This window comes from Kitasatospora sp. NBC_01287, assembly GCF_026340565.1.
GTDB lineage: Bacteria > Actinomycetota > Actinomycetes > Streptomycetales > Streptomycetaceae > Kitasatospora.
Map to the genome: position 1 here is coordinate 6,685,942 of NZ_JAPEPB010000001.1, position 23,171 is coordinate 6,709,112.

Annotated in this window: 21 protein-coding genes and 2 riboswitches; of the genes, 15 read left to right on the top strand and 6 right to left on the bottom strand. The window is 73.3% G+C overall.

Going from position 1 to position 23,171, the window contains the following annotated elements:
• Positions 1-6 precede the first annotated feature (6 nt).
• Together OG455_RS29230 and OG455_RS29235 are read right to left on the bottom strand one after the other, a co-directional pair.
• Positions 7-816 (bottom strand): c-type cytochrome, encoded by an 810-nt coding sequence (locus OG455_RS29230; protein ID WP_266298773.1) that lies wholly within the window; start codon positions 814-816, stop codon positions 7-9.
• 145 nt (positions 817-961) lie between these two features.
• Positions 962-1,582: a heme-copper oxidase subunit III gene (locus OG455_RS29235; RefSeq protein WP_266298775.1), complete on the bottom strand. Its 621-nt coding sequence runs from the start codon at positions 1,580-1,582 to the stop codon at positions 962-964.
• Positions 1,583-2,003: 421 nt separating this feature from the next.
• Here OG455_RS29235 and OG455_RS29240 point away from each other — a divergent pair, with 421 nt between their 5' ends.
• The 3 genes from OG455_RS29240 (at position 2,004) to OG455_RS29250 (ending at position 5,321) form a co-directional block, all read left to right on the top strand.
• The gene (locus OG455_RS29240) at positions 2,004-2,429 is read left to right on the top strand and encodes a hypothetical protein (RefSeq protein ID WP_266298777.1); all 426 of its coding nucleotides are present in this window, start codon (positions 2,004-2,006) and stop codon (positions 2,427-2,429) included.
• Positions 2,430-2,586: 157 nt separating this feature from the next.
• Entirely contained in the window at positions 2,587-3,660 is a 1,074-nt protein-coding gene (trpD, locus tag OG455_RS29245) for an anthranilate phosphoribosyltransferase (RefSeq protein ID WP_266298779.1), read from the top strand.
• 114 nt (positions 3,661-3,774) lie between these two features.
• Positions 3,775-3,894: riboswitch (SAM riboswitch) on the top strand.
• A gap of 50 nt (positions 3,895-3,944) precedes the next feature.
• Positions 3,945-5,321 carry an aminotransferase class V-fold PLP-dependent enzyme gene (locus OG455_RS29250; RefSeq protein WP_266298781.1) on the top strand — a complete coding sequence of 459 codons (1,377 nt, stop codon included), beginning with the start codon at positions 3,945-3,947 and terminating at the stop codon, positions 5,319-5,321.
• A gap of 7 nt (positions 5,322-5,328) precedes the next feature.
• Here OG455_RS29250 and OG455_RS29255 read toward each other — a convergent pair whose 3' ends face one another.
• Together OG455_RS29255 and OG455_RS29260 are read right to left on the bottom strand one after the other, a co-directional pair.
• Entirely contained in the window at positions 5,329-5,610 is a 282-nt protein-coding gene (locus OG455_RS29255) for an Lrp/AsnC ligand binding domain-containing protein (RefSeq protein ID WP_266298783.1), read from the bottom strand.
• Complete coding sequence (locus OG455_RS29260) at positions 5,607-6,410, bottom strand: rhomboid family intramembrane serine protease (RefSeq protein ID WP_266298785.1); 804 nt, start codon at positions 6,408-6,410, stop codon at positions 5,607-5,609. Before OG455_RS29260 ends, OG455_RS29255 begins: the two co-directional genes overlap by 4 nt.
• Before the next feature lie 199 nt (positions 6,411-6,609).
• Here OG455_RS29260 and OG455_RS29265 point away from each other — a divergent pair, with 199 nt between their 5' ends.
• The 6 genes from OG455_RS29265 (at position 6,610) to OG455_RS29290 (ending at position 13,914) form a co-directional block, all read left to right on the top strand.
• Positions 6,610-6,879: a hypothetical protein gene (locus tag OG455_RS29265; protein WP_266298787.1), complete on the top strand. Its 270-nt coding sequence runs from the start codon at positions 6,610-6,612 to the stop codon at positions 6,877-6,879.
• 177 nt (positions 6,880-7,056) lie between these two features.
• Entirely contained in the window at positions 7,057-8,586 is a 1,530-nt protein-coding gene (locus tag OG455_RS29270; RefSeq protein ID WP_266298789.1) for an NYN domain-containing protein, read from the top strand.
• A 166-nt stretch (positions 8,587-8,752) separates the two neighbouring features.
• The gene (locus tag OG455_RS29275) at positions 8,753-9,790 is read left to right on the top strand and encodes an NlpC/P60 family protein (RefSeq protein ID WP_266298791.1); all 1,038 of its coding nucleotides are present in this window, start codon (positions 8,753-8,755) and stop codon (positions 9,788-9,790) included.
• Between the two features lie 263 nt (positions 9,791-10,053).
• A riboswitch (cyclic di-AMP (ydaO/yuaA leader) is annotated at positions 10,054-10,221 on the top strand.
• A 6-nt stretch (positions 10,222-10,227) separates the two neighbouring features.
• Positions 10,228-11,388: an NlpC/P60 family protein gene (locus tag OG455_RS29280; RefSeq protein ID WP_266298793.1), complete on the top strand. Its 1,161-nt coding sequence runs from the start codon at positions 10,228-10,230 to the stop codon at positions 11,386-11,388.
• 220 nt (positions 11,389-11,608) lie between these two features.
• A complete protein-coding gene (locus OG455_RS29285; protein WP_266298795.1) occupies positions 11,609-12,649 on the top strand; it encodes a C40 family peptidase in 1,041 nt (346 codons plus the stop codon).
• Positions 12,650-12,684: 35 nt separating this feature from the next.
• Positions 12,685-13,914 carry a hypothetical protein gene (locus tag OG455_RS29290; RefSeq protein WP_266298796.1) on the top strand — a complete coding sequence of 410 codons (1,230 nt, stop codon included), beginning with the start codon at positions 12,685-12,687 and terminating at the stop codon, positions 13,912-13,914.
• A gap of 108 nt (positions 13,915-14,022) precedes the next feature.
• On the opposite strand, the gene OG455_RS29295 is transcribed toward OG455_RS29290, so the two are convergent.
• On the bottom strand, positions 14,023-15,420 hold the full coding sequence (locus tag OG455_RS29295) for a glycosyltransferase 87 family protein (protein ID WP_266298797.1): 1,398 nt from the start codon (positions 15,418-15,420) through the stop codon (positions 14,023-14,025).
• 175 nt (positions 15,421-15,595) lie between these two features.
• Between OG455_RS29295 and OG455_RS29300 the strand changes: the two genes are divergently transcribed.
• Positions 15,596-16,744 carry a glycosyltransferase family 4 protein gene (locus tag OG455_RS29300; protein WP_266298798.1) on the top strand — a complete coding sequence of 383 codons (1,149 nt, stop codon included), beginning with the start codon at positions 15,596-15,598 and terminating at the stop codon, positions 16,742-16,744.
• Between the two features lie 112 nt (positions 16,745-16,856).
• On the opposite strand, the gene OG455_RS29305 is transcribed toward OG455_RS29300, so the two are convergent.
• A complete protein-coding gene (locus OG455_RS29305) occupies positions 16,857-18,650 on the bottom strand; it encodes a long-chain fatty acid--CoA ligase (RefSeq protein WP_266298800.1) in 1,794 nt (597 codons plus the stop codon).
• A 276-nt stretch (positions 18,651-18,926) separates the two neighbouring features.
• Here OG455_RS29305 and OG455_RS29310 point away from each other — a divergent pair, with 276 nt between their 5' ends.
• From OG455_RS29310 to OG455_RS29330, 5 genes are all read left to right on the top strand, one after another.
• On the top strand, positions 18,927-19,379 hold the full coding sequence (locus tag OG455_RS29310; RefSeq protein WP_266298802.1) for an SRPBCC family protein: 453 nt from the start codon (positions 18,927-18,929) through the stop codon (positions 19,377-19,379).
• 2 nt (positions 19,380-19,381) lie between these two features.
• Positions 19,382-20,713 (top strand): ArsA family ATPase, encoded by a 1,332-nt coding sequence (locus OG455_RS29315; RefSeq protein WP_266298804.1) that lies wholly within the window; start codon positions 19,382-19,384, stop codon positions 20,711-20,713.
• Positions 20,714-20,813: 100 nt separating this feature from the next.
• Positions 20,814-21,152, top strand: coding sequence for a DUF5304 family protein (locus tag OG455_RS29320; RefSeq protein WP_266298806.1), 339 nt, complete (start codon positions 20,814-20,816; stop codon positions 21,150-21,152).
• Between the two features lie 190 nt (positions 21,153-21,342).
• Positions 21,343-22,287, top strand: a complete 945-nt coding sequence (locus OG455_RS29325; protein WP_266298808.1) for an ROK family glucokinase — start codon at positions 21,343-21,345, stop codon at positions 22,285-22,287.
• An 84-nt stretch (positions 22,288-22,371) separates the two neighbouring features.
• Positions 22,372-23,112: an endonuclease/exonuclease/phosphatase family protein gene (locus tag OG455_RS29330; protein ID WP_266298810.1), complete on the top strand. Its 741-nt coding sequence runs from the start codon at positions 22,372-22,374 to the stop codon at positions 23,110-23,112.
• Positions 23,113-23,171 lie beyond the last annotated feature (59 nt).

The window sequence follows — 23,171 nt, forward strand, 5'->3', positions numbered from 1 at the left end:
CGTGGCTCATGACTTCTTGGCCTTGGTGGTGTGAGCGGCGACCCAGATCGCGATGGCGATCAGGACACCGAGACCGAAGATCCAGCCGAACAGGCCTTCGGTCACCGGACCGAGGCTGCCGAGCGAGAGACCACCGGGGTTGGGCGCCTCATTCGACTGGTAGCGGACGAAGGCCACGATCTCCTGCTTCTGCTTCTCCGGCATGGTGCTGTCGGGGAAGGAGGGCATGTTCTGCGGGCCGGTCTGCATGGCCTCGAAGATGTGCTTCGGGCTGACACCTTCGAGCGAGGGCGCGAACTTGCCCTGTGTCAGGGCGCCACCGGCACCCTGGAAGTTGTGGCACTGCGAGCAGTTGGTACGGAACAGCTCGCCACCCTTCGCCACGGCGTCGGTCTCGGTCGACGTGTACTGGTCGGCGGTGGGGACCACCGGACCGGGACCGAGCGAGGCGACGAAGGCGGCCATCGCGTCGATGTCGTCCTGGCTGTAGATGTTCTTCTTCTTCGGGATCTGCGCGCCCGGCTGCTGGGCGGGCATCCGACCGGTGCCGACCTGGAAGTCGACCGCGGCGGAACCCACGCCCACCAGGCTCGGGCCGGTGCTGCTGCCCTCACCGTTCAGGCCGTGGCACGAGGAGCACCCGACGGCGAAGAGCCGCTTGCCCTCGTCGATCTTGAGCGACTGCGCGGAGCTGTCGGCCTTGGCCGCCTCGGCTGGCGCGAACGCGGCGTACAGCCCCCCGGTGGCCGCGAGGGCGAAGAGTAGGACGACCAGCGCCGCCAGCGGGTGGCGCCGTCGTGCGGAGAGCTTTTTCACGGAATAACCCCGGTGTCAGGATCAGGATCTGGTCGACTGGGTGGAGGCCCGGTGCCATGGGGCATCGGCCTGACGTGGGCACGGGCAAAGGACCCGGAGCCGGTGAGGGCGCGCGGGTCCGGCCGGCGGCCAGCGACCTGATCGGCTACTTGATCAGGTAGATGGTCGCGAAGAGGCCGATCCAGACCACGTCGACGAAGTGCCAGTAGTAGGACACGACGATCGCCGCGGTGGCCTGCTCATGCGTGAACCGCTTGGCGGCGTAGGTCCGCCCCAGCACCAGCAGGAAGGCGATCAGACCGCCCGTCACGTGGAGCCCGTGGAAGCCGGTGGTCAGGTAGAACACCGAGCCGTAGGGGTCGGAGGAGAGCGAGATGCCGTCCTTCTTCACCAGGCTGGTGTACTCGTAGATCTGACCGCCGATGAAGATCGCGCCCATCATGAAGGTGAGCGAGAACCACGAGCGGAGCTTCTTGACGTCACCGCGCTCGGCGGCGAAGACGCCGAGCTGGCAGGTGAGCGAGGAGAGCACCAGGATCGTGGTGTTCACGGAGGAGAAAGGGACGTTGAGGGCATGCGCCTTCTCGGCCCAGAAGCCTGGCCCCTTCACGGAGCGAGCCGTGAAGTACATCGCGAAGAGGGCCGCGAAGAACATCAGCTCGGAACTCAGCCAGACGATGGTTCCGACGCTGGTCATGTTCGGTCGGTTGACCGATCCATGTGCGTGCCCGGTTTCTGTTGCTGTTGCTGTCGCCACGACCGACATTATGTCGGTCCCTTATTCCGTCTTCACGTCGGGGGGTCTCCCTCGGAGTGTCCGGTGCGTGCGGTATGCCCGGATGGCTGTGCGGCGGGCCGTGCGTACCCGGTGCGCGGCCGTTGGCGAGGGCTTTCCGAGCGCCGGTGCGACTTTTCTGACGAGGCGTGGGGTGCGGCCACCCGTTCGCGTGGCGCGTCCTGACGGCGTGCGGAGCGCGGATGCGGTAGCGCTCTGGGCCGTCCGGGTGGACTGTGACCCCGGGGGTGACGCCGCCTAGACCGCTCGGGTGAAGGCCCCGCGCGGGCCGAGGTGATCTTCGGACCGGACGGGATGCGGAAGAGATCGCGCCAGTCGCCCTCCGGACGCGGTGATCGGGAGTAGCATCCGGAGGTGCTGGACGTGGTCTGGATCACATGGGAGCAGGTCGATGGCGACGCACACGAGTGACGAGACGCTCACCGTTCTCGTTTACAGCGATGACCGCAACACCAGGGCGCAGGTCACCTCGGCGCTCGGCAGCCGTCCGGCCGCCGACCTGCCGGCGGTCGACTACCTGGAGTGCGCCACGGTGCCGGCCGTGCTGCGGGCGCTGGAGAAGGGCGGCGTGGACCTCTGCGTCCTCGACGGTGAAGCGGTGCCGGCCGGCGGCCTGGGGCTGGCCAGGCAGGTGAAGGACGAGATCTACGGCTGCCCGCCGGTGCTGGTGCTGATCGGCCGGCCGCAGGACACCTGGCTGGCCGCCTGGAGCCGGGCCGACGCGGCGATCTCGCAGCCGGTGGACCCGGTCGCGCTCGCCGAGGCGGTGGCCACGCTGCTGCGGGCCAGGGTCGAGGCGCGCACCCTGGCGCGCTGACCGGTCCGGTCGGAGCTGGACAGGCGGCCGCTCCCTCGCGGGGCGGCCGTCTCAGCAGGAGAGAAGGGCTGCCGCGGGTGCCGCGGCGGCCCTTCGCCGGTCGCTAGGCTGGCCGCATCCCTCAGTGACGAACACCGGATGCGAGCTGGAGTCGGCCATGGTGAATGTGAACCCTGCGAACGGCGGTAGCGACCCCGTGCAGGTGGTCCGCACCTGGCCCGACCTGCTGAGCACCCTGCTCGACGGAGCCGATCTCTCCCAGCAGGACACCGCCTGGGCGATGGACCGGATCATGAGCGGTGAGGCCAGCCCGGTGCAGGTGGCCGGCTTCATGGTCGCGCTGCGGGCCAAGGGCGAGACGGTGGCGGAGATCGCCGGACTGGTCGAGGCGATGTACGCGCACGCCGAGCCGCTGCACATTCCCGGCCCCGCCGTGGACATCGTCGGCACCGGCGGCGACCGGGCGAAGACCGTCAACATCTCCACCATGTCGGCCATCGTGGCGGCGGCGGCCGGGGCCAAGGTGGTCAAGCACGGCAACCGGGCGGCTTCCTCGGCCAGCGGCTCCTCCGACGTCCTGGAGCGGCTGGGGATCCGGCTGGACCTGAGCGCCCGGCGGGTGGCCGAGGTGGCCGAGGAGGTCGGCCTCACCTTCTGCTTCGCGGCCAAGTTCCATCCGGCGATGCGGCACGCCGCCCCGGCCCGCCGGGACCTCGGGGTGGCCACCGCCTTCAACATCCTGGGGCCGCTGACCAACCCGGCCCACGTCACCGCGCACGCGGTCGGCTGCTTCGACACCCGGCTGGCGGGCCTGATCGCCGGGGTGCTGGCCGAGCGCGGCTCCTCGGCGCTGGTCTTCCGCGGCGAAGACGGGCTGGACGAGCTCACCGTCTGCGCCACCTCACGGGTCTGGGTGGTGCGGCAGGGGAGCGTCACCGAGACCGTGCTCGACCCGCGCGAGCTGGGCATCGAGCTGGTGGGCATCGAGGAGCTGCGCGGCGCGGACGCCGAGTACAACGCGGGCGTGGCGCGGCGGGTGCTGGCCGGCGAGCGCGGTCCGGTGCGCGACGCGGTGGTGCTGAACTCGGCGGCGGCGCTGGTCGCGCTGGAGCTGACCGGGGCACCGCTGGTCGAGCAGTTGGCCGCCGCGATGACCCGCACCACCGAGGCGATCGACTCCGGAGCGGCGCAGGACACGCTCAAGCGCTGGGCCGAGGCCACCGCGCGCTGACCCCCCGTCAACGCCGTCGCGCCCGCCGACCCCTGGGGTCGGCGGGCGCCCTGCTGTCCGCATGCTGGAACGTCGTTTGACCACGCTTCGGGCACTGACCTAGAGTCTGCGACAGGTCATGAGTGACAGCGCGACAAGCCCCAGCTTGCTGTCCGGCAACCCTCCGTCCGTGGCGGGGTGCCCTGGGTGAAGACCAGGCCAGGCGGCGACAGGTCCGCACGGCAAGCGCGGACCACCGGCATTGTCACACTCCCGGGGTCCTGACCCCGAAGGAGTGCACACCCATGTCCACCTCTGTCGACCTCTGCGCCCCGCTCGCCGTCCTCGGTGCCGATGTCCAGGTCCCGCTGGTCTCCGGTGAGAAGGTCGCCTACGCCGCCCTCGACTACGCGGCCAGCTCGCCGGCCCTGCAGCGGGTCTGGGACGAGGTCGCCGCCTACGCCCCGTACTACGGCAGCGTGCACCGCGGCGCCGGCTACCTCTCGCAGCTCTCCACCGACCTCTTCGAGCAGAGCCGGCGCACCGTCGCCGACTTCCTCGACCTGCGCGAGGGCGACCAGGTGGTCTTCACCCGGGCCACCACCGACTCGCTCAACCTGCTGGCGGGCGCGCTGCCCGCGGGCACCCGGGTCTACGCCTTCGAGACCGAGCACCACGCCTCGCTGCTGCCCTGGGCCCAGGCCGGCCTGCCGGTCAGCTACCTGCGGGCACCGCGCTCGCCCGAGGAGGCGGTGGCCGCGCTCGCCGAGGCGCTGGCGGCCTCCAACCCGGCCGAGCAGGCCGGCCCGCGGCTGCTCTGCGTCACCGGCGCCTCCAACGTCACCGGCGAGCTGTGGCCGGTGGCCGAGCTGACCCGGGTCGCGCACCAGCACGGTGCGCGGGTGGTGCTGGACGCCGCGCAGCTGGCCCCGCACCACCGGGTCTCGGTGCGCGAGCTGGACGTGGACTGGGTCGCCTTCTCCGGCCACAAGCTCTACGCCCCGTTCGGCGCGGGTGTGCTGGCCGGGCGCAGCGACTGGCTGGACGCGGCCGAGCCCTACCTGGCCGGCGGCGGCGCCTCGCGCACGGTGGCCCGGGAGGCGGACGGCTCGGTGGCGGTGGAGTGGCACCAGGGCCCGGCGCGGCACGAGGCCGGCTCGCCGAACGTGATCGGCGCCTATGCCATCGCCGCCGCCTGTCGGGCGCTGACCGAGGCCGGCTTCGAGGCGCTCCAGGCGCGCGAGCAGCGGCTGATCGAGCGGCTGACGGCCGGCCTGGCCGAGATCCCCGAGGTCCAGGTGCTCAGCCTGTTCGGCACCGGGGCGGCCCGGGTCGGCGTGCTCTCCTTCGTGGTGCGGGGCTGGAACAGCTCGCACTTCTCGGCGGCGCTCTCGGCCGAGTACGGGATCGGGGTGCGGGACGGCCTGTTCTGCGCGCACCCGCTGGTGCGCACGCTGCTCGGCGGCGAGTCGCCGGCCGGCCAGGTCTCGGAGTGCGGGGCGCCTGAGCCCTCGCTGCCGGGGGAGCGCAGCCTGAACGCGATCCGGGTCAGCTTCGGGGCCGGCACCCCCGAGGAGCACATCGAGCGGTTCCTGGGCGCGGTGCGCGAGCTGGTCAGCGACGGCGCCCGGTGGAACTACCGCAACGAGGGCGGGCGCTGCGTCGCCGACACCCGGCGCTGAGCGGGCGTCAGCCGTCCAGGCCGAGCGCGAACGCGGCCTCCAGGTCGTGCTGCGAGTAGGTCCGGAAGGCGATCTGGGTCTCGGTGTGCGCGACCCCGGGCACCTTGTTGAGCCGGCCGGGGATCACGTCGGCCAGGTCGTCGTGGCGGCGCACCCGCACCATGGCGACCAGGTCGTAGCCACCGGTGACCGAGTAGACCTCACTGACCCCCTCGATCGCGGCGATCGCCTCGGCGATCTCCGGGATCTGGTCGACGCTGGTCCTGATGAGCACGATGGCGGTGATCACGGTTGGGCTCCTGGGCTGGGGCTCCCCCCGGTCGGGGGCCGGGGGAGGATGGGGCCAGGGTATCCGGCGCGCCTTCCCGCCACCCACAGGGCCAGGAAGCCGGCACTGAAGCCGATCACATGGGCCAGGTAGGCGACCCCGCTGCCGACCTGGCGCACCGACCACCACTGGACGGCGAACCAGAGGCCGAGCACCAGCCAGGCGGGCAGCCGCAGCGGCAGGAAGAGCAGCGCCGGGACCAGCGCCGTCACCCTGGCCCGCGGGTAGAGGCGCAGATAGCCGCCGAGCACCCCGGCGATCGCGCCCGAGGCGCCGACCAGTGGGCGCAGCGAGTCCGGGCCGTGTCCGCCCAGGGCCGCGTAGCCGTACCCGGCCAGCACGCCGACGGCCAGGTAGAAGAGGAGGAAGCGCACCCGGCCGAAGCGCTCCTCGACGCCGGCGCCGAAGATGAAGAGGAAGAGCATGTTGCCCAGCAGGTGCAGCCAGCCGCCGTGCACGAAGAGCGAGGTGAGCACGGAGAGGGCCGGCACCTTGTGCGGAGTGGCCAGCAGCGGGCAGCCGGGCACCGGAGGAGTGAGCGCGGCCAGCTGGGCGGGGCTCAGCGGACGGTTGCTCAGCAGCTCGGCGGGGACCGCCCCCCAGCGCTGCTGGTAGTGCTGGGCGGCGCAGGCGCGCGCGGCCTCGGTCGCGCCGTACCGGGGGTTGACCCCGCTGGGGCCGGCCAGGAAGACCAGGCAGTTGAGCGCGATCAGGAGGTAGGTGACGAGCGGGGCGGGCTCGTCGGAGCGCTGGTCTGCCATGGCGCATCCATTCCGCGCCGGTGCGGCCGTGACACCGGGGTGTACGGCGAGCGGGTGAGCCTGCGCGCAGGCGTTCGAGAGGGCGGGAGCGCTGGTGGGAACCGGTATCCGGTGCCCGCCGTCTCAGCATCAGGCCCTAGGCTTGAGACCTGGCCGGCACACAGGCCCGGACCAGGTACCAGCCGAGAGGACCCCGCCCATGCCCGTCCCCGCGCCCACCGCCGAGACCCGCTGGCGCTGCACGCTCTGCGGCAACCTCACCCGTTTCGACGTGACCCGCTCCTCCCGGGTGGTCGAGTACCTGCACCTCGACCTGGCGGGCGAGCCCAAGGTGGAGGAGACCGAGGTGCTCAGCGAGACGCTGGAGTCGATCCGCTGCCGCTGGTGCAACGCGGTCGACCAGGTCGAGCTGGTGGCCCGGCCCGACGCCGGGGGCCCCGCCGCGGACCAGGCCGAGCAGGCGGGCTGAGCGGGCGGGCTGAGCGGGCGCCCGACCGGGCACCCGCCGAAAACGGGCACTGCTGAAAAACAGCGGCCGCGCACGCGACAATTGCACCGGGTGACAGTCACCGGGCGGTGAGTCAGGACGCCCCGGCCCGCGGGGGCCGGGGCAGCCGCGCAGATCAGGATCGGAGCCGAGGACGCGATGGACGCAGCCAGGGAGGCCGCGGAGCCGCAGGGGCCACAGCCCACTGCCGGTGATCCGGCGACGCTGTCGGCGGATGTCGCGGTCGGCGCGGACGCTTCGCACACCGAGGGCGCTTCGGACGCCTCGGACACCGCGATCGCCGCGACCGCCTCGGGGGAAGCCGCGGGCAGCACCGTCCCGGAGGGCGAGGAGGCCGGCCAGGAGGCAGCGGCGGCGGCCGAGCAGTTGGACCGCCCGCTGCCCGAGGGGGTGCGCCGACGCGTGGTCGGCCTGGCGGCCGACGCGCTCGGTGGCCTGGCGCCGACCGAGCTGCCGGCCTCGCTGCGCCCGTACGCCAAGTTCACCCCGGCCCGGCGGGCCAAGTACGCCGGCACCGCACTGGCCGCCGCGCTGGAGGCCGAGCCGGCCTTCCGGCTGCGGATAGCGGACCGGCTGCGGCTGGGCCAGCCGGACCTGGTCAAGGCGCTGGAGGCGGGCCAGGTGCCGGGCGCGGCCGAGCCGCTGGACGTGGCCGCCGCCGCCTACCTGCTGCGCAGTCGCGGCTGGACCAGGCTGGTCGCCGAGGCCGGTGAGCAGGCCGAGCGGGCCGGTGCCGAGGACGCGGCCGCCGAGTCGGCCCGACTGGTGGAGAAGCTCCAGGAGGAGCTGACCGCCACCCGCGCGGCGGCCCGTGCCGACCTGGAGCGCCAGCGCGCGGAGGCCGAGGGCACCCGCAAGGAGTTGGAGGCGCTGCGCAAGAAGTTGCGCGGGCTGGAGAGCGACACCCGCCGGGCCCAGGCCGAGAGCCGCAAGCTGCAGGCCGAGCTGACCGCCGCCGCCGGGGCCGCCGCCACCGAGCGCGGCGCCGCCGAGAGCGAGGCCCGGCGGCTCAAGCACCGGGTGGCCGAGCTGGAGACCGCGCTGGAGGCCGGGCGCCGCTCGGCCCGCGAGGGGCGCAGTGTGGAGGACATGCGGCTGCGGCTGCTGCTCGACACGGTGCTGCAGTCGGCCCAGGGCCTGCAGCGCGAGCTGGCGCTGCCGGTCACCCAACTGCACCCGGCCGACCTGGTGGACGCGGTGGTCCCGGGCTCGGCCTCGCCGCACGACGTGGCCCGGCGCGGGCTGGCCGAGGACGACCCGGCGCTGCTCGACCAGCTGTTGGCGATCCCGCAGGTCCACCTGGTGGTGGACGGCTACAACGTGACCAAGACCGGCTATCCGACACTGCCGCTGGAGCAGCAGCGGATGCGGCTGCTGGGCGGGCTCGCGATGCTGGCGCAGCGCACCCAGGCCGAGGTGACCTGCGTCTTCGACGGCCAGGACCTGGACGTGCCGGTGATCATGGCACCGCCGCGCGGGGTGCGGGTGCGGTTCAGCCGGACCGGGCAGACCGCCGACGAGCTGATCCGGCAGCTGGTGCGGGCCGAGCCGCAGGGCCGTCCGGTGGTGGTGGTCTCGGCCGACCGGGAGGTGGCCGACGGCGTGCGGAAGGCCGGTGCGCGCCCGGTCGCCTCGGTGCTGCTGCTGAACCGGCTGGCGCGCAGTTGACCAGCGCTCAGCTGGTGAAGACCAGGTGAACACCTGCGGGTGACAGGTGGTTGGTGACCACGGGGGAGTGGCGCGGGGATCTGATGTTCACTAGGGTCTGGCGTCAAACCTATTTTTCCGGCCACTCATCCGTTCGGGTGAGACCGGTAGAAGAAGGAGCAGTCCCTTGGCGTCCCACCGCCGTCCCAAGCAGTCGAGCCGCGCGCGGATCTCCGTGCTCACCGCCGCTGCGGCGACCGCGGTCGCACTCTCCTCGCAGAGTGGGGCCTGGGCTGATCCGGCGCCCACGATCGACCAGGTCAAGGCGCAGATCGACGACCTGAACAACCAGCAGGAAGCGGCGGCCGAGAAGTACGACGGCGCCAAGGAGCGCGGCGACGAGCTGCGCCAGCAGGCCTCCCAGCTGCAGGACCAGGTGGCGCGCTCCCAGGACCAGGTGACCCAGCTGCAGACCGGCCTGGCCGGGGTGGCGGCCGACCAGTACCAGAACGGCGGGATCGATCCGTCCGTCCAGCTGATGCTCAACTCCAACCCGAGCGCCTACCTGGACCAGGCGTCCAGCATGCAGGTGGCCTCCAGCACCGAGGCGAACGCGCTGAGGTCCGTGCAGAGCCAGGAGCGCAACCTCGACCAGGAGAAGAAGGAAGCGGCCGACACGCTGGCCCAGTTGGACTCGGCCACCCAGGAGCTGAACCAGGCCAAGGCGGACGTGCAGGCCAAGCTGGCCGCCGCGCAGAAGCTGCTCAACTCGCTGAGCGCCTCGCAGCGGGCCCAGCTCGCCGCCCAGGACCGCGCCTCGCGCAGCAGCGCCCGCACCGACCTCAGCACCCTGGACCTGCCGCCGGCCTCCGGCTACGCGGGCCAGGCCGTCCAGGAGGCGCTCAGCCGGCTCGGCGACTCCTACGTCTGGGGCGCCACCGGCACCACCACCTTCGACTGCTCGGGCCTGATGCAGTGGGCCTACGCGCAGGCCGGCGTCTCGCTGCCGCGCACCTCGCAGGAGCAGGCCACGGTGGGCGCCAACGTGGGCACCAACATCGCCAACGCGCAGCCCGGCGACCTGATCATCTACGGCAGCGACCGGCACCACGTGGCCATGTACATCGGCAACGGCAAGGCCGTGCACGCGCCGCACACCGGTGACGTGGTCCGGATCGCCGACGCCGTCTCGATCGGTCAGATCAACACGATCCGCCGGCCCTGACCCACCGTCGCCCCGCCGTGCCGGGCGCACTGCTGATCCCCCGTCACCCTTCGCGTGTGACGGGGGACACTTCTTCGTGCACCGTGTGATCACTTGCCGGTGATCCCCCTAGCACGGAGAGTCAAAGTTTCCGGGTTTTTCCGACAAGGATTTGAACGGATCACAGATTTGTTACTAGGGTCGGCAATCAGACCCACGCGATGGTGATCACCCGACCCGGGTGACGGCGCGGGCACCGCCGAGTCTGGAAAGCAGCACGGGCAGTTGACTGCCCGACGGATCTCCTTCGGGAAGGCTGCGGACCGGAGCCGGGGAACCACGTTCCTCGGGGTGAATCGGCGCCAGGTCGGCCACGGGCCGGTGAGGCGTCGTAGGGCATCTCTTCCAGCCCGAACCCGTCAGCTCACCCGGTAGGCGGTTCGAGGGAAGAAGGATTCGTGGCGTCCCATCGTCGTCCCAAGCCCGTCGGTCGTACCCGCGCGTCGATCCTGACCGCCGCCGCCGCGACCGCCATGGCGCTCTCCTCGCAGGGCGCGGCGCACGCCGACCCGGCGCCCTCGCTCGACCAGGTCAAGTCCCAGGTCGACGATCTGAACAACCAGGCGGAGCAGGCCACCGAGCAGTACGACGGGGCCCAGGCCCAGCAGCAGACGCTGCAGAAGCAGGTCGGCGACCTGCAGGACCAGGTGGCGCGGCAGCAGGACCAGGTGACCAACCTGCAGGCCGGGCTGGCCTCGGTGGCCGCCGACCAGTACGCCAACAACGGCATATCGCCGACCGTCCAGATGATGCTCTCGTCCAATCCGGACAGCTTCCTCACCCAGGCCAGTTCGATCAGCCAGCTCAACAGCACCCAGGCGGAGACGCTGAAGGAGTTGCAGGGCGATGAGCGGGTGCTCGACCAGTCCAAGTCCGACGCGCAGACCAAGCTCGCCGCCCTGGACGCCACCACCCAGCAGCTGAAGACGGCCAAGGCGACCATCCAGGCCAAGCTGGCGCAGGCCCAGAGCCTGCTCAACTCGCTCACCGAGCAGCAGCGCCAGCAGATGGCCGCCGCGCAGGCGAAGGCCGACGCCGCCGCCAAGGCCGCCGCCGACCAGGCCGCCGCGCAGGCGAAGGCGGCCGCTGCCGCCAAGGCGCAGTCCGACGCCCAGGCCGCCGCCTCGCGCGACTCCTCCCGCACCGACCTGGGCAGCTCCTCCGGCACGGCCACCGCACCGGCCGCGCCTGCCGCGCCGACCACCGGCAGCTCGGCCGCCGCCGCCGCGATCGCCGCCGCCGAGAGCAAGCTCGGCTCGCCGTACAAGTACGGCACCGAGGGTCCCAGCACCTTCGACTGCTCGGGCCTGATGCAGTGGGCCTACGCGCAGGCCGGGGTCTCGCTGCCGCGCACCTCCGAGGAGCAGGCCGCGAGCGGCACCAACGAGGGCACCAACATCGCCAACGCGCAGCCGGGCGACCTGCTGATCTTCAACAACTACGGCCACGTCGGCATGTACGTGGGTGGCGGTGTGATGATCCACGCGCCGCGTGCCGGTGAGAACGTCAAGTACGAGTCGGCCACCGTGATGGGGATCGAGGCGATCGTCCGCCCCTGACGGCTCCTGACGTACCCGACGTCCCTGGCGGGGCGTCACCCAGGCCCGGTCTCCAGCACGGAGGCCGGGCTTTCGGCGTTCTGGTGTCCGATTGTGGATCAAATATTCGTATCGGTGGGGGTTTGGACTCATCCGTCCTGACTCGCTAACGTCTGCGCTCGGACCTCAGCTCCTCCGAGGGCTCACCCCGAGCTCTCACGGCGATTGGAGTCGTCAGCCGATGGCGATCACACCCCCGTCGGGCACCGCGCGCCGATTCGCCCGGGTGCTGGCGGTCACCGCCGCCGCCACCACCGCCCTGGCGATGACGGCCACCGCGCAGGGCGCGCCGGCCAAGCCGGACAAGAAGGACGTCAAGGCGCAGGTGGACCAGCTCTACGCGGAGGCCGAGCAGGCCTCCGAGAAGTCCAACGCCGCCGAGGAGGACGCCAAGCGCCTGCAGACCGAGACCAGCAGCCTGCAGGACCAGGTGGCGCAGGGCCAGGACACCCTCAACCGGATGCGCTCGGACCTGGCCACCGTCGCGGCCGCCGAGTACCGCTCCGGCGGGATGGACCCGACCGTGCAGCTGATGCTCTCCTCCGACCCGGCCGGCTACCTGGTCAAGGCGCGCAGCCTGGCCGAGGCCGGGCGGCAGCAGGCGGCTTCGCTGCACGAGGTGCTGGAGCAGCAGCGCCGGCTGGACCAGCGGCGCACCGAGGCCGGCGCCAAGCTGGCCGAGCTGGAGACGGTGCGCGACACGCTGGCGCGGAGCAAGCAGCAGGTGCAGCAGCGGCTGAAGAGCGCCCAGGCGCTGCTCAACAGCCTCTCCGCCGCCGAGCGGAGCCAGCTGCTCGCGCAGGACGCCCGGGAGGCGCACGAGCGGGCGACGCGCGGCGCGGACCGGGTCGACCTGGGCACCCAGCCCCCCGCCTCGGACCGGGCGGCGGCCGCGGTGGCGGCGGCGCTGAGCAAGCTCGGCTCGCCGTACGTCTACGGTTCGACCGGGCCCGGCAGTTTCGACTGCTCGGGTCTGATGTACTGGAGCTGGCGGCAGGCCGGAGTGAGCCTGCCGCGCACCTCGCAGGCGCAGGCGTTCGGCGGGCAGCGGGTGAGCCTGGCAGAGGCGCGACCGGGAGACTTGGTGATCTTCTTCCATGACATGCACCACGTCGGCATGTACGTCGGCGGTGGCACGGTGATCCACGCCCCCTACCCCGGGGCCCGGGTGCGCTACGAGAACGTCTCGGCGATGCCGGTGGCGGCGGTGGTGCGGGTCTGAGCGCCCAGGCGTGGCAGCGGCAGCCGGCCGACCTCATGGCCGACGCTCCGGCCGACCACCTTGCCGACACCCCTGACGACACCCCCGCAGACCTCTCGGCCGACGCTCCGGCCGACCCCGCCGCGGGTGGCGGGGTCTCGCGGCGGGCCGCGCTGCTGCTGGCGGCCGGTGCGCTGGCCCAGCTCTCGCTGCCCCGGGTGCTGCCGCCCCGAGCGCCCGCCGCCCCGCAGGTGCTCGGCGCCGCGCCGCTGGCCGCGCTGCTGGCCGCGCACGCCCGGGCGCTGCGCACCGGGCGGTTGGCCGCGCTCGACCTGGCCCAGCTGGACTACCGCGCGACCTCCTGGGACGCCACCGCGGTGAGCGCCGAGCTCTCCTACCGGCTGGCGGGCTTCGACGACTACCCGGTGGTGCTGGGCCGCCGGTTCACCCTGGCCGGTGGCGCGCTGGGCGAGGAGAGCGCGGCGCCGGGCAGCGCTGCCGCTCCCTGGGACCTGGGCGACCCGATGCCGGTGCGCGGGGCGCGGTGCGTGGTCCTCGGGCCGGCCGCGCCGGCGGAGCTGACCGGGCTGGCCGCCGTCGCGGACCGCGCGGTACCCGCCGTCAGCGCGGTGTGGGGCACCGCCTGGGCGGGCCGGCTGGTGCTCCAGCTGCCGACCAGCGAGGTCCAGTTCACCCGGCTGCTCGGGGTCGACCCGAGCTCGTACGCGGACATAGCCGCGGTCACCAGCGCGGCCGCGGGCGCCCCGGTGCACACCCCGGCGGACCGGGTGCTGGTCAACCCGGACGCGTTCCGCCTGCTCAGCGCGTTCGGCAAGCAGGTGGTCATCACCCACGAGAGCACCCATGTGGCCACCAGGGCCGACACCCACCCGTGGACCCCGCTCTGGCTCTCCGAGGGGGTCGCCGACTACACCGGCTACCTGGGCACCGGCCGCACCGCCCGACAGATCGCCCCCGAGCTGACCTCGGACGTGGCGGCCGGCAAGCTCCCCACCGCGCTGCCCACCGACGCCGACTTCTCAGCGGGCTCCACCGGCATCGCCCAGGCCTACGAGCTCTCCTGGCTGGCCTGCGGCCTGATCGCAGCCGAGCACGGGCAGCAGGCCCTGGTGGACGTCTACCGGGCGGTCGGCGCGGCAGGGCCCGGTGCTGGTCGCGCGCAGCAGTTGGACCGGGTCCTCGGCGACCGGCTCGGCTACGGGCTGGCGGAGTTCACCCGGCGGTGGATCGCCGCCGTGCTCCGCGAGGTCGGGCCGGCCGGCTGAGGGCCCACCGTCTGGGGGGCCTGCCGGCTGAGCGGCGGCGGGGCGGCAGGCGCCCGTGGCTCAGGGCTCGGCAGCGGCCTGGCCGGTGGTGGCCCGGCCGGCGGTGGCTCAGCCGCGCTGGATGTCGTCCAGCAGGCTCTGCTCGTAGGCGATCCCCGGGCGCACCGGGTACGTCTGCTCCGGCTCCTCCGGCAGCGCGGCCCGCTCGACGGCGGCCGCGGGCGCCGGGCCCTGGGTGGAGCGCCACAGCCGCCGGCAGGAGAGCAGGGTGGCGGCCAGCAGGGTGAGGTTGCGGGAGGCCAGCACGGTCACGCCCCAGGGCATGCTGTTGACCACCTGGCCGAAGTTCATCGGGAACTCCAGCGTGGTCAGCACCGTCGCCACCAGGACCAGCACCGCCACCGGCCGCTGGCTGGTACCGCGCACGGTCAGGCAGACCGCCGCCAGGCCGACCAGCCAGACCAGGTACTGCGGGCTGATCACCCGGCTGGTCACGGTGAAGATCAGCAGTGCCGCCAGGGCCGCGTCGTAGGTGGTGGAGGGCTGCCAGCGGCGGGCCCGCAACCGCCAGTAGAGCAGCCAGGCGAAGCCGGCCAGGGTCGCGCCCACCGCGAGCTTGGAGATCACCGGCACCCAGGGGCCCAGGAACTCCACCGAGCCGTAGTTCATGGTGACCGCGCCGTGCCAGCCGCCGAACATCTTGGCGAAGTGCAGCGGTAGCGCGCCCAGCGACTCCACCTCGACGCCGCGGTCGGCCTGGAAGGTGAGGAACTGGAAGGCCCCGTTCATGCCCGCGGCCAGCAGGAAGGAGAGCGCGGCGACCGCGGCCACCGCCGAGGTCCACGAGCGCCGGGTCCGCCGGCCGCGCGGGGTGCCGGCCAGGCCGAGCAGCGGCCATAGCTTCATCAGCCCGCCCACGCCCAGCAGGATGCCGCCCAGCACCGGGCGGCGCAGGATCACCAGCAGGCCGGTCACGGCCATCGCGGTGACCAGGATGTCGTAGCGGCAGTAGACGGTCGGGCCCAGCAGCGGCACCCCGATCACCCAGATCCAGGCACCGGCGAGGCTGCGCCCGCGGCGCAGGCCGGAGCGCAGCAGCATGCCCATCGCGAGCGTGTCGAAGAGCCCGCAGAGCACGAAGAACGAGGTCAGGTAGGACCAGGGCAGCAGGCCGGGGGCCAGGATCACCAGCGCGGCACCCGGTGGGTACTGCCAGGTGACGTCGTCCATCGGGAAGGTGCCGGTCTGCAGCACCTGGTACCAGCCGTGGTAGATCACCGAGACGTCGGTGGTCACGTCCATCGGCGCTATCTTGAGCACGCCGGTGACCAGCAGGATCAGCAGGGTCCGGGTGAGCACCCAGCTGCCGCCGACCCGCCAGGCGGCGCGGCGCGATGGCGCGGCGGGCGTCACGGCGGTGGAGCCGGGGGGTGGGGGTACGGCGAGGGCGAGACCGCCGCCACTGCTGCCGTCCTGGTCGGCCGGGCCGTCCTTGGCCAACTCCACTGTGCTCCCTCGTTCGCTGCGCGCACCCGCCTGAACCCGTGTCGGCTAGGACAGAGCCACGGGGGAAACGGTTCCGGGTCCCTCAACCGTTCCCGCCGCATCGGCATGGTGACCTATGGTACGGATCACCGAGCGGTGAACCGCGCACCCCCCGACCGAGCGAGCCGTGGACAGTATGCCCAAGACCCTTGTCGTCACCAACGACTTTCCCCCACGCCCCGGCGGAATCCAGGCCTTCGTCCACAACATGGCCACCCGCCAACCCGCGGGTGACATTGTGGTGTATGCCTCATCCTGGCGCGACGGCCGCGAGGTCGCGCGGTTCGACGCCGAGCAGCCGTTCCCCGTGGTCCGGGACCGGAGCACGATGCTGCTGCCCACGCCCCGGGTCACCCGGCGCGCCGCCGAGCTGCTCCGGACCGAGGGCTGCGACACCGTCTGGTTCGGCGCCGCCGCGCCGCTGGGTCTGATGGCGCCCGCGCTGCGCCGTGCCGGTGCGCGCCGGCTGCTGGGCATGACGCACGGCCACGAGGCCGCCTGGGCGCAGCTGCCGGCCTCCCGGCAGCTGCTGCGCCGGATCGGCGAGGGCACCGACACGCTCACCTACCTCGGCGAGTACACCCGCTCGCGGATCGCCGCGGCGGTGGGCCCCGGGCCGGCCGCGCGGATGGCGCAGTTGCCGCCGGGGGTGGACGAGAAGACCTTCCACCCGGAGTCGGGCGGGGCCCAGGTGCGCGCGGCGCTCGGGCTGACCGACCGCCCGGTGGTGGTCTGCGTCTCCCGGCTGGTGCCGCGCAAGGGGCAGGACACGCTGATCGAGGCGATGCCGCGGATCCTGGCCGCCGAGCCGGACACGGTGCTGCTGATCGTCGGCGGCGGGCCCTACCTGGCCGACCTGCGCCGCCTCGCCGAGCGCACCGGGGTGGCCGGTTCGGTGCGGTTCACCGGGGAGGTGCCGTGGTCCGAGCTGCCGGCCCACTACGGCGCCGGGGACGTCTTCGCGATGCCCTGCCGGACCAGGCGCGGCGGACTGGACGTGGAGGGGCTCGGCATCGTCTACCTGGAGGCCTCGGCCACCGGGCTGCCGGTGGTGGCGGGCGACTCGGGCGGCGCGCCGGACGCGGTGCGGGAGGGCGAGACCGGCTACGTGGTGCCCGGCGGCTCGCCCGGGGCGGTCGCCGAGCGGATCGTGCGGCTGCTCGGCGACGAGGCGCTGCGCCGCGAACTGGGTGCGGCCGGGCGGCGCTGGGTGGAGGACGCCTGGCGCTGGGACCTGCTGGCCGAGCGCCTCGGCGGACTGCTGGCCGGGCCCGACCGGCCCTGAGGGGGGCCGCCCGGTTCCCGGGACCGGGCCGGAGCGGGACAGACCGGAGCGGGACAGGACGGGGCGGGGCGGGTCGGGAGACCCACCCCGGGAGGTCCGGCCCGGGGGCCGGCTACTTCTTCTGGTAGAGGGCGTCGACCTCGGCGGCGAAGTCCTTCAGCACCACGTTGCGCTTGAGCTTGAGCGAGGGCGTCAGATAGCCGTTGGCCTCGGAGAAGTCCGTCTCCAGGATGGCGAACTTCTTCACCGCCTCGGCGTGCGAGACCGCCTTGTTGCCCTCGTCCACCGCCTCCTGCACGGCGGCGAGCAGCGCCGGGTCCTGGCGCAGCTCGGCCACGGCGGCGGCCGGGCGGTGGTTCAGCTCCAGCCACTTGGGCAGGAACTCCTCGTCGATGGTGACCAGGCAGGCGATGAACGGACGGCGGTCGCCGACCACCATCACCTCGCCGATCAGCGGGTGCGCCCGGATCCGGTCCTCGATCACCGCGGGGGCGACGTTCTTGCCGCCGGCCGTCACGATGATCTCCTTCTTGCGGCCGGTGATGGTCAGGAAGCCGTCCTGGTCCAGGGTGCCGAGGTCACCGGTGGCGAACCAGCCGTCCTGCAGCGCCTCGGCGGTGGCGGTCGGGTTGTTCCAGTAGCCGGTGAAGACCTGCGGGCCCTTCAGCAGCACCTCGCCGTCCTCGGCGATCCGGGCCGCGGAGCCGGGCAGCGGCTGGCCGACCGTGCCGATCTTCTGCCGGTCGTGCGGGTTGAACGCGGTGGCGCCGCAGGTCTCGGTCAGGCCGTAGCCCTCCAGCACGGTGAAGCCGATGCCCCGGTAGAAGTGCCCGAGCCGCTCGCCCAGCGGCGCGCCGCCGGAGATCGCGTGGGTGGCCCGGCCGCCGAGCGCGGCGCGCAGCTTGCTGTAGACCAGCTTGTCGAAGACCGCGTGCTTGAGCCGGAGCGGTAGCCCGGGCCGGCCCTGGTCCAGCGCCCGGCTGTAGGCGATCGCGGTGGCGGCGGCCTGGTCGAAGATCCTGCCCTTGCCGTCGGCCTGCGCCTTGGCTCTGGCGGTGTTGTAGACCTTCTCGAAGACCCGCGGCACGCCCAGGATCAGGGTGGGGCGGAAGGCGGCCAGCTCGGCGGTGACGTCCTTGATGTCCGAGACGTGGCCCAGCTTGATCGGGGCGATCGCCGCGGCGATCTCGACGATCCGGCCCAGCACGTGGGCCAGCGGCAGGAAGAGCAGCACCGAGCTCTCGCCGGTGCGGAACAGCTCCGGCATCCGGGCCACCACGTTGCCGCACTCGGCCAGGAAGTTGCCGTGGGTCAGTTGACAGCCCTTGGGGCGCCCGGTGGTGCCCGAGGTGTACACGATGGTGGCGATCGAGTCCTCGGTCGGGATCGACCGGCGCTCGGTGACCGTGGCGTCCGACACGGTGCTGCCCGCGGCGGCCAGCTCGGCCAGGGCGCCGCGCTCGATCTGCCAGGTGTGCGCCAGGTCGGGCAGCCGGTCGCGGACGGACTCGACGACGGCGGCGTGGCTGTCCGTCTCGGTGACCACCGCGACCGCGCCGGAGTCGCCGAGGATCCACTGCACCTGCTCGGCGGAGGAGGTCTCGTAGACCGGCACGGTGATCGCGCCCGCGCACCAGATCGCGAAGTCGAGCAGCGTCCACTCGTAGCGGGTGCGCGACATCACGGCGACCCGGTCGCCCGGCTGGACACCGACGGCGATCAGGCCCTTGGCGGCGCGGTGCACCTCGGTGAGGAACGCCGCGGCGGTCACCTCCTGCCAGCGGCCCTCCAGCTTCCGGCTGACCACCGCGACCCGGGGGTGCTGGGTGGCGTTCTGGTGGACCAGGTCCGAGAGGTTGCCACCGCTCGGGACCTGGTAGCTGGCCGGAAGGCTGAAGTCGAGCACTGCTGCTCCTCGTCTGCGACGCTGCGGGACGGCAGGACGTTACTGCCCAGTAGTCAGATTCGGGTAGGGGGGTCAGCCGCTCTGTTCGAAGTGTCACACCGCTCAGGTGAGCTGCTGATCGTTGCGGAACGCACCTTACGGCAGCGTGCGGGTGACCCGCCGGTAGCCCCGGGGCCCGTGCCCCATGGGGTAACGGGCCGCTTCGGCCGCGATAGCCTTCGATCGCACTTGACGACGTCGAGCGCACCGGAGACGGGACAACTCGGAGGCCCACCCATGGCGGAACACACCAGGTCGAGCATCGTCATCGAGGCGACGGCGGCCGAGGTGATGGCGGTGATCGCCGACTTCGAGGCGTATCCGCTGTGGACGGGTGAGGTCAAGGAGATCGAGGTGCTCGGCCGGGGCGCGGACGGGCGGGCCGAGCAGGTCCGGCTGCTGCTGGACGCCGGGGCGATCCGCGACGAGCACGTGCTCGCCTACACCTGGGACGCCGACCGCGAGGTCTCCTGGACGCTGGTCAAGAGCCAGATGCTGCGTTCGCTGGACGGCTCCTACGCGCTGGCCCCGGCGGCCGGCGGCACCGAGGTCACCTACCAGCTCGCGGTGGACGTCAAGATCCCGATGCTGGGCATGATCAAGCGCAAGGCCGAGAAGGTGATCATCGACCGGGCGCTGGCCGGCCTGAAGAAGCGCGTCGAGAGCAAGCCCGGCAGCGCGGCGAGCTGACCGTGACCCGCACCGTGACCCGCACCGTGCTGGTCACCGGCGACGCCGCCGCGGTGCCCGTGGTGGCCGCCGCCACCGCGCTGCACGGCGCCCGGCAGGGCCTGCGCACCCTGCTGCTGGCCGCCGACGACCCGCACCGGTTGGTCGACGAGGCGCTCGGACTGCGGCTCGCCGCCGAGGCGCGGCCCGTCCCGCTGCCCGCGGCCGCGCCGGGCCCGCTCGACGGCCCCGGGTCCGCTCATTCGCTCGACGGCCCCGGCCTCGCCCATCCGCCCCAGTGCCCTGACCCCGCCGCCGCGCCGGGCCCGGCCGAGGGCGCGGCCGAGGGCGCGGCCGCCCCCGGGTCGCTGCACGCCGCGCGGATCGACGAGCAGCAGGCGTTCCGCGCCGCCGTGGCCGGTCTGGACGGCAAGCTGCGCCGCGGCTTCGACCTGCTCGGCGTCGAACCGCTGGAGCCGGACGAGCTGACCGCGCTGCCCGGCACCCGCCAGCTCGCCCTGCTGCGGGCGCTGCGGGTGCCCGCCGACCGGTACGACCTGGTGGTGGCCGCCGCCCCGCCGCCGGCCGAGCTGACCGCCGCGCTCGCGCTGCCCGAGCAACTGGACCGGTACCTGACCAGGCTGCTGCCCGAGCAGCGCCAGGCGGCCCGGGCACTGCGCCCGCTGCTGGCCGCCGTCGCCGGGGTGCCGATGCCCGCCGACTGGCTCTACTCCGCCCGCGCCTGGGTGGCCGGCGAGCTGGCCGCCACCCGCGCGGTGATCGAGTCGGCGCGCACTTCGGTGCGCCTGGTGCTGGACGCCGACGCCGGCTCGGTGCCCGGGCTGCGCCGGGCCGCCGCCGGGCTCGCGCTCTTCGGCCACCGGGTGGACGCCGTGGTCGCGCACCGCGCGCTGCCCGCCGCGGCGTTGGACTCCGCCGATCCCTGGCTGGCCGGGCAGGCCGCCGCCGAGCGGGCGCGGCTGGGCGGGATCGGGCTGGGCGTACCGCTGCTGACGGCGGACCGGACGGCGGCCGACCCCGACGCGGTGGCCGCCCAGCTCTACGGCGGCGGGCCGGGCCCGCAGCCGGGCGCCTCGTGGCCGTGGACCGCCGAGGACCGGCTGGCCGAGGACGGCGTGCTGCTCTGGCGGCTGGCCGCGCCCGGTGCCGAGCGGGCCGACCTGGAGCTGATGCGGCGCGGCGACGAACTGGTGGTCGGCCTGGGTCCGTACCGGCGGATCCTGCCGCTGCCCGGTGCGCTGCGCCGCTGCACGGTGGCCGGGGCGGCGCTGCGCGACGGGGAGTTGACGTTGCGCTTCGCTCCTGACCCGGACCTCTGGCCGCGCTCGAGTTAGCGATCCCGGTCGGGCGCCGCGACCCGGTAGCGTCTGAGGGGACCGGGTGGACGCGCCGCTTTGGCGCGAGCCGCCGCCGCGGCACCGGGAGGCGCGCGTCATGAACAGTTCAGATCCTGTCGACAACCCGCTGGTCGACGAGGTGCGCAGACTGGCCTCGGCGGTGGGCGGTCAGGCCGAGCGGCTCTTCGGCCGCGTGAAGGCCGAGAACCCCGACGTGTTCGCCCATCTGAGCGCCGCCGGCAGCGAACTGCTGGCCGCCTACCGGGCCGCCGTGGCCGGGCACGAGCGCCGCTGGTCGGCCCCCGACCCGGCCGACTCCGAGCCCATCGACCTGGACGACGAGGACGGCGGCGGGAGCACCGGCGAGCACGCCGGCGAGCGCACCGACAAGCGCACCGACAATCACGCCGACAAGCGCACCGACCTGGACGAATGAGCCTGGTCAACACCCGTCACCGAGCGGCGTGACCGTACTACCGTCAGCCGCGAATCGTACGACTTTTGAAGTCTTCCGGCCGGGCTTCCGCAACCTTGTCTTCGGATAATGTATGGCCAGATGTGTACGGGAGCACGGCCGGGCGGGTACCGTTCCGCCCATCGGGCACGAGCGAATGACTGAGGGACACATGGCTCTGACCATCGGCGTCGACGTCGGCGGCACCAAGATCGCGGCCGGCGTGGTCGACGAGAACGGCGAGATCCTGGCCCGGACCCGGGTTCCCACCCCGGCCGACCCGCAGTGGGCGGTCGATGCGATCGCCCAGGCCGTGCGCGACCTCAAGGAGCAGTTCGCCGAGGTCACCGCGGTGGGCGTGGGCGCGCCCGGCTTCGTGGACCGCGACCGCTCCACGGTGATCTTCGCGCCCAACATCGCCTGGGAGAACGAGCCGCTGCGCGGCCGGATCGAAGAGCTGACCGGCCTCGACACGGTGGTGGAGAACGACGCCAACTGCGCGGCCTGGGCCGAGTTCCGCTTCGGCGCGGCGGCCGAGCACAACGACATGGTGCTGATCACCGTCGGCACCGGCATCGGCGGCGGCATCGTGCTGGACGGGCGGCTGCACCGCGGCCGGTTCGGCGTGGCCGGCGAGATCGGGCACCTCAACATGGTTCCGGACGGCCTGCTCTGCGGCTGCGGTGGCAAGGGCTGCTGGGAGCAGTACGCCTCCGGGCGGGCGCTGCGCCGTTACGGCCGGGAGAAGGCCGCGGCCGACCAGGTGCGCGGCAAGCGGATGCTGGCGCTGAACGAGGGGGTGGCCGAGACCCTGCGCGGCATCCACATCACCGAGGCCGCCGAGGAGGGCGACCCGCTGGCGCTGGAGTGCTACGCCGAGTTGGCCGACTGGCTGGGCCGCGGCATGGCCGACCTGGCCGCGCTCTTCGACCCGGGCGTCTTCGTGCTCGGCGGCGGCGTCTCGGACTCCGGGCGGTTGCTGCTCGACCCGGTGGCCAAGGACTTCGAGAAGTACCTGACCGGCGGGGTGCACCGGCCGCGCGCCGAGGTGGTGCTGGCCTCGATGGGTTCCTCGGCCGGCATCGTCGGCGCGGGCGATCTGGCGCGCACGCGCTGAGAACTGATGGTGCGTCGGCCCCGGCCGGGCACTGGTCGCGGGTACTACCGGCTCCGCCTCGGCGGAGCCGGTAGCGTGTCCGGGGTGAGCCTCGATCTGCCGCCCTCCGGTCCGCAGCCCGACGGTGCCGAACTGGTCCGCGTGCTGAGCTACAACATCCGCTCGCAGCGCGACGACCGCGCGGCGCTGGTGCGGGTGATCCGGGCCTGCGAGCCGGATCTGGTCTGCGTGCAGGAGTCGCCGCGCTACTGGCGCCCCGAGGGCCAGGCGGCCTGGCTGGCGCGCCGCACCGGCACCGTGGTCCTCTCGGGTGGGGGGCGCACGGCGGCCGGTCCGCTGCTGCTCGGCGGGCTGCGGGTCCAGGTGGTGAGTCGGCACGACCTGCTGCTCCCCAAGCACCGCGGCTGGCACGCGCGCGGCTTCGCCACGTCGGTGGTGCGGCTGGGGCGCGCGGTGCCGTTCGCGCTGACCAGCTGCCACCTGAGCTTCATCGGACCGGAGCGGGTGCAGCAGTTCGAGCTGCTGCGCGAGCAGGCGGCGATCCGCGAACACTCGGTGATCGCCGGGGACTTCAACGAGCACCCGGAGGATCCGGGCTGGGGTGCGCTGGCCGAGCGCTACCAGGACGGCTGGGCCACCAAGCCCTGGGGCGGCGAGTACACCTCGCGCCCGGGGGACCCGCTGCAGCGGCTGGACGCCGTCTTCGCCTCGCCCGGGATCGAGGTGCTCTCCTGCGGGGTGCCGCCGCTGCCGGTGGCGGAGCTGCTGGCGGCCACCGACCACCTGCCGGTGGTGGCGGTGCTGCGGGTGCCGGCCGCCTCCTGAGCCGGCGTCACCGCCCCGGTCCGGGTGGGTGCGGCCGCCCGGCCGATGGCAGCTGCACC

Bases quoted from the DNA above. Each gene is read 5' to 3' on its own strand.
- OG455_RS29290 (WP_266298796.1), top strand. From the start codon at position 12,685: ATGGCCGACGCTCCGGCCGACCACCTTGCCGACACCCCTGACGACACC.
- OG455_RS29285 (WP_266298795.1), top strand. From the start codon at position 11,609: ATGGCGATCACACCCCCGTCGGGCACCGCGCGCCGATTCGCCCGGGTG.
- OG455_RS29310 (WP_266298802.1), top strand. From the start codon at position 18,927: ATGGCGGAACACACCAGGTCGAGCATCGTCATCGAGGCGACGGCGGCC.
- OG455_RS29260 (WP_266298785.1), bottom strand. From the start codon at position 6,410: ATGGCAGACCAGCGCTCCGACGAGCCCGCCCCGCTCGTCACCTACCTC.
- OG455_RS29270 (WP_266298789.1), top strand. From the start codon at position 7,057: ATGGACGCAGCCAGGGAGGCCGCGGAGCCGCAGGGGCCACAGCCCACT.
- OG455_RS29240 (WP_266298777.1), top strand. From the start codon at position 2,004: ATGGCGACGCACACGAGTGACGAGACGCTCACCGTTCTCGTTTACAGC.
- trpD (WP_266298779.1), top strand. From the start codon at position 2,587: ATGGTGAATGTGAACCCTGCGAACGGCGGTAGCGACCCCGTGCAGGTG.
- OG455_RS29320 (WP_266298806.1), top strand. From the start codon at position 20,814: ATGAACAGTTCAGATCCTGTCGACAACCCGCTGGTCGACGAGGTGCGC.
- OG455_RS29235 (WP_266298775.1), bottom strand. From the start codon at position 1,582: ATGTCGGTCGTGGCGACAGCAACAGCAACAGAAACCGGGCACGCACAT.
- OG455_RS29265 (WP_266298787.1), top strand. From the start codon at position 6,610: ATGCCCGTCCCCGCGCCCACCGCCGAGACCCGCTGGCGCTGCACGCTC.
- OG455_RS29300 (WP_266298798.1), top strand. From the start codon at position 15,596: ATGCCCAAGACCCTTGTCGTCACCAACGACTTTCCCCCACGCCCCGGC.
- OG455_RS29250 (WP_266298781.1), top strand. From the start codon at position 3,945: ATGTCCACCTCTGTCGACCTCTGCGCCCCGCTCGCCGTCCTCGGTGCC.
- OG455_RS29325 (WP_266298808.1), top strand. From the start codon at position 21,343: ATGGCTCTGACCATCGGCGTCGACGTCGGCGGCACCAAGATCGCGGCC.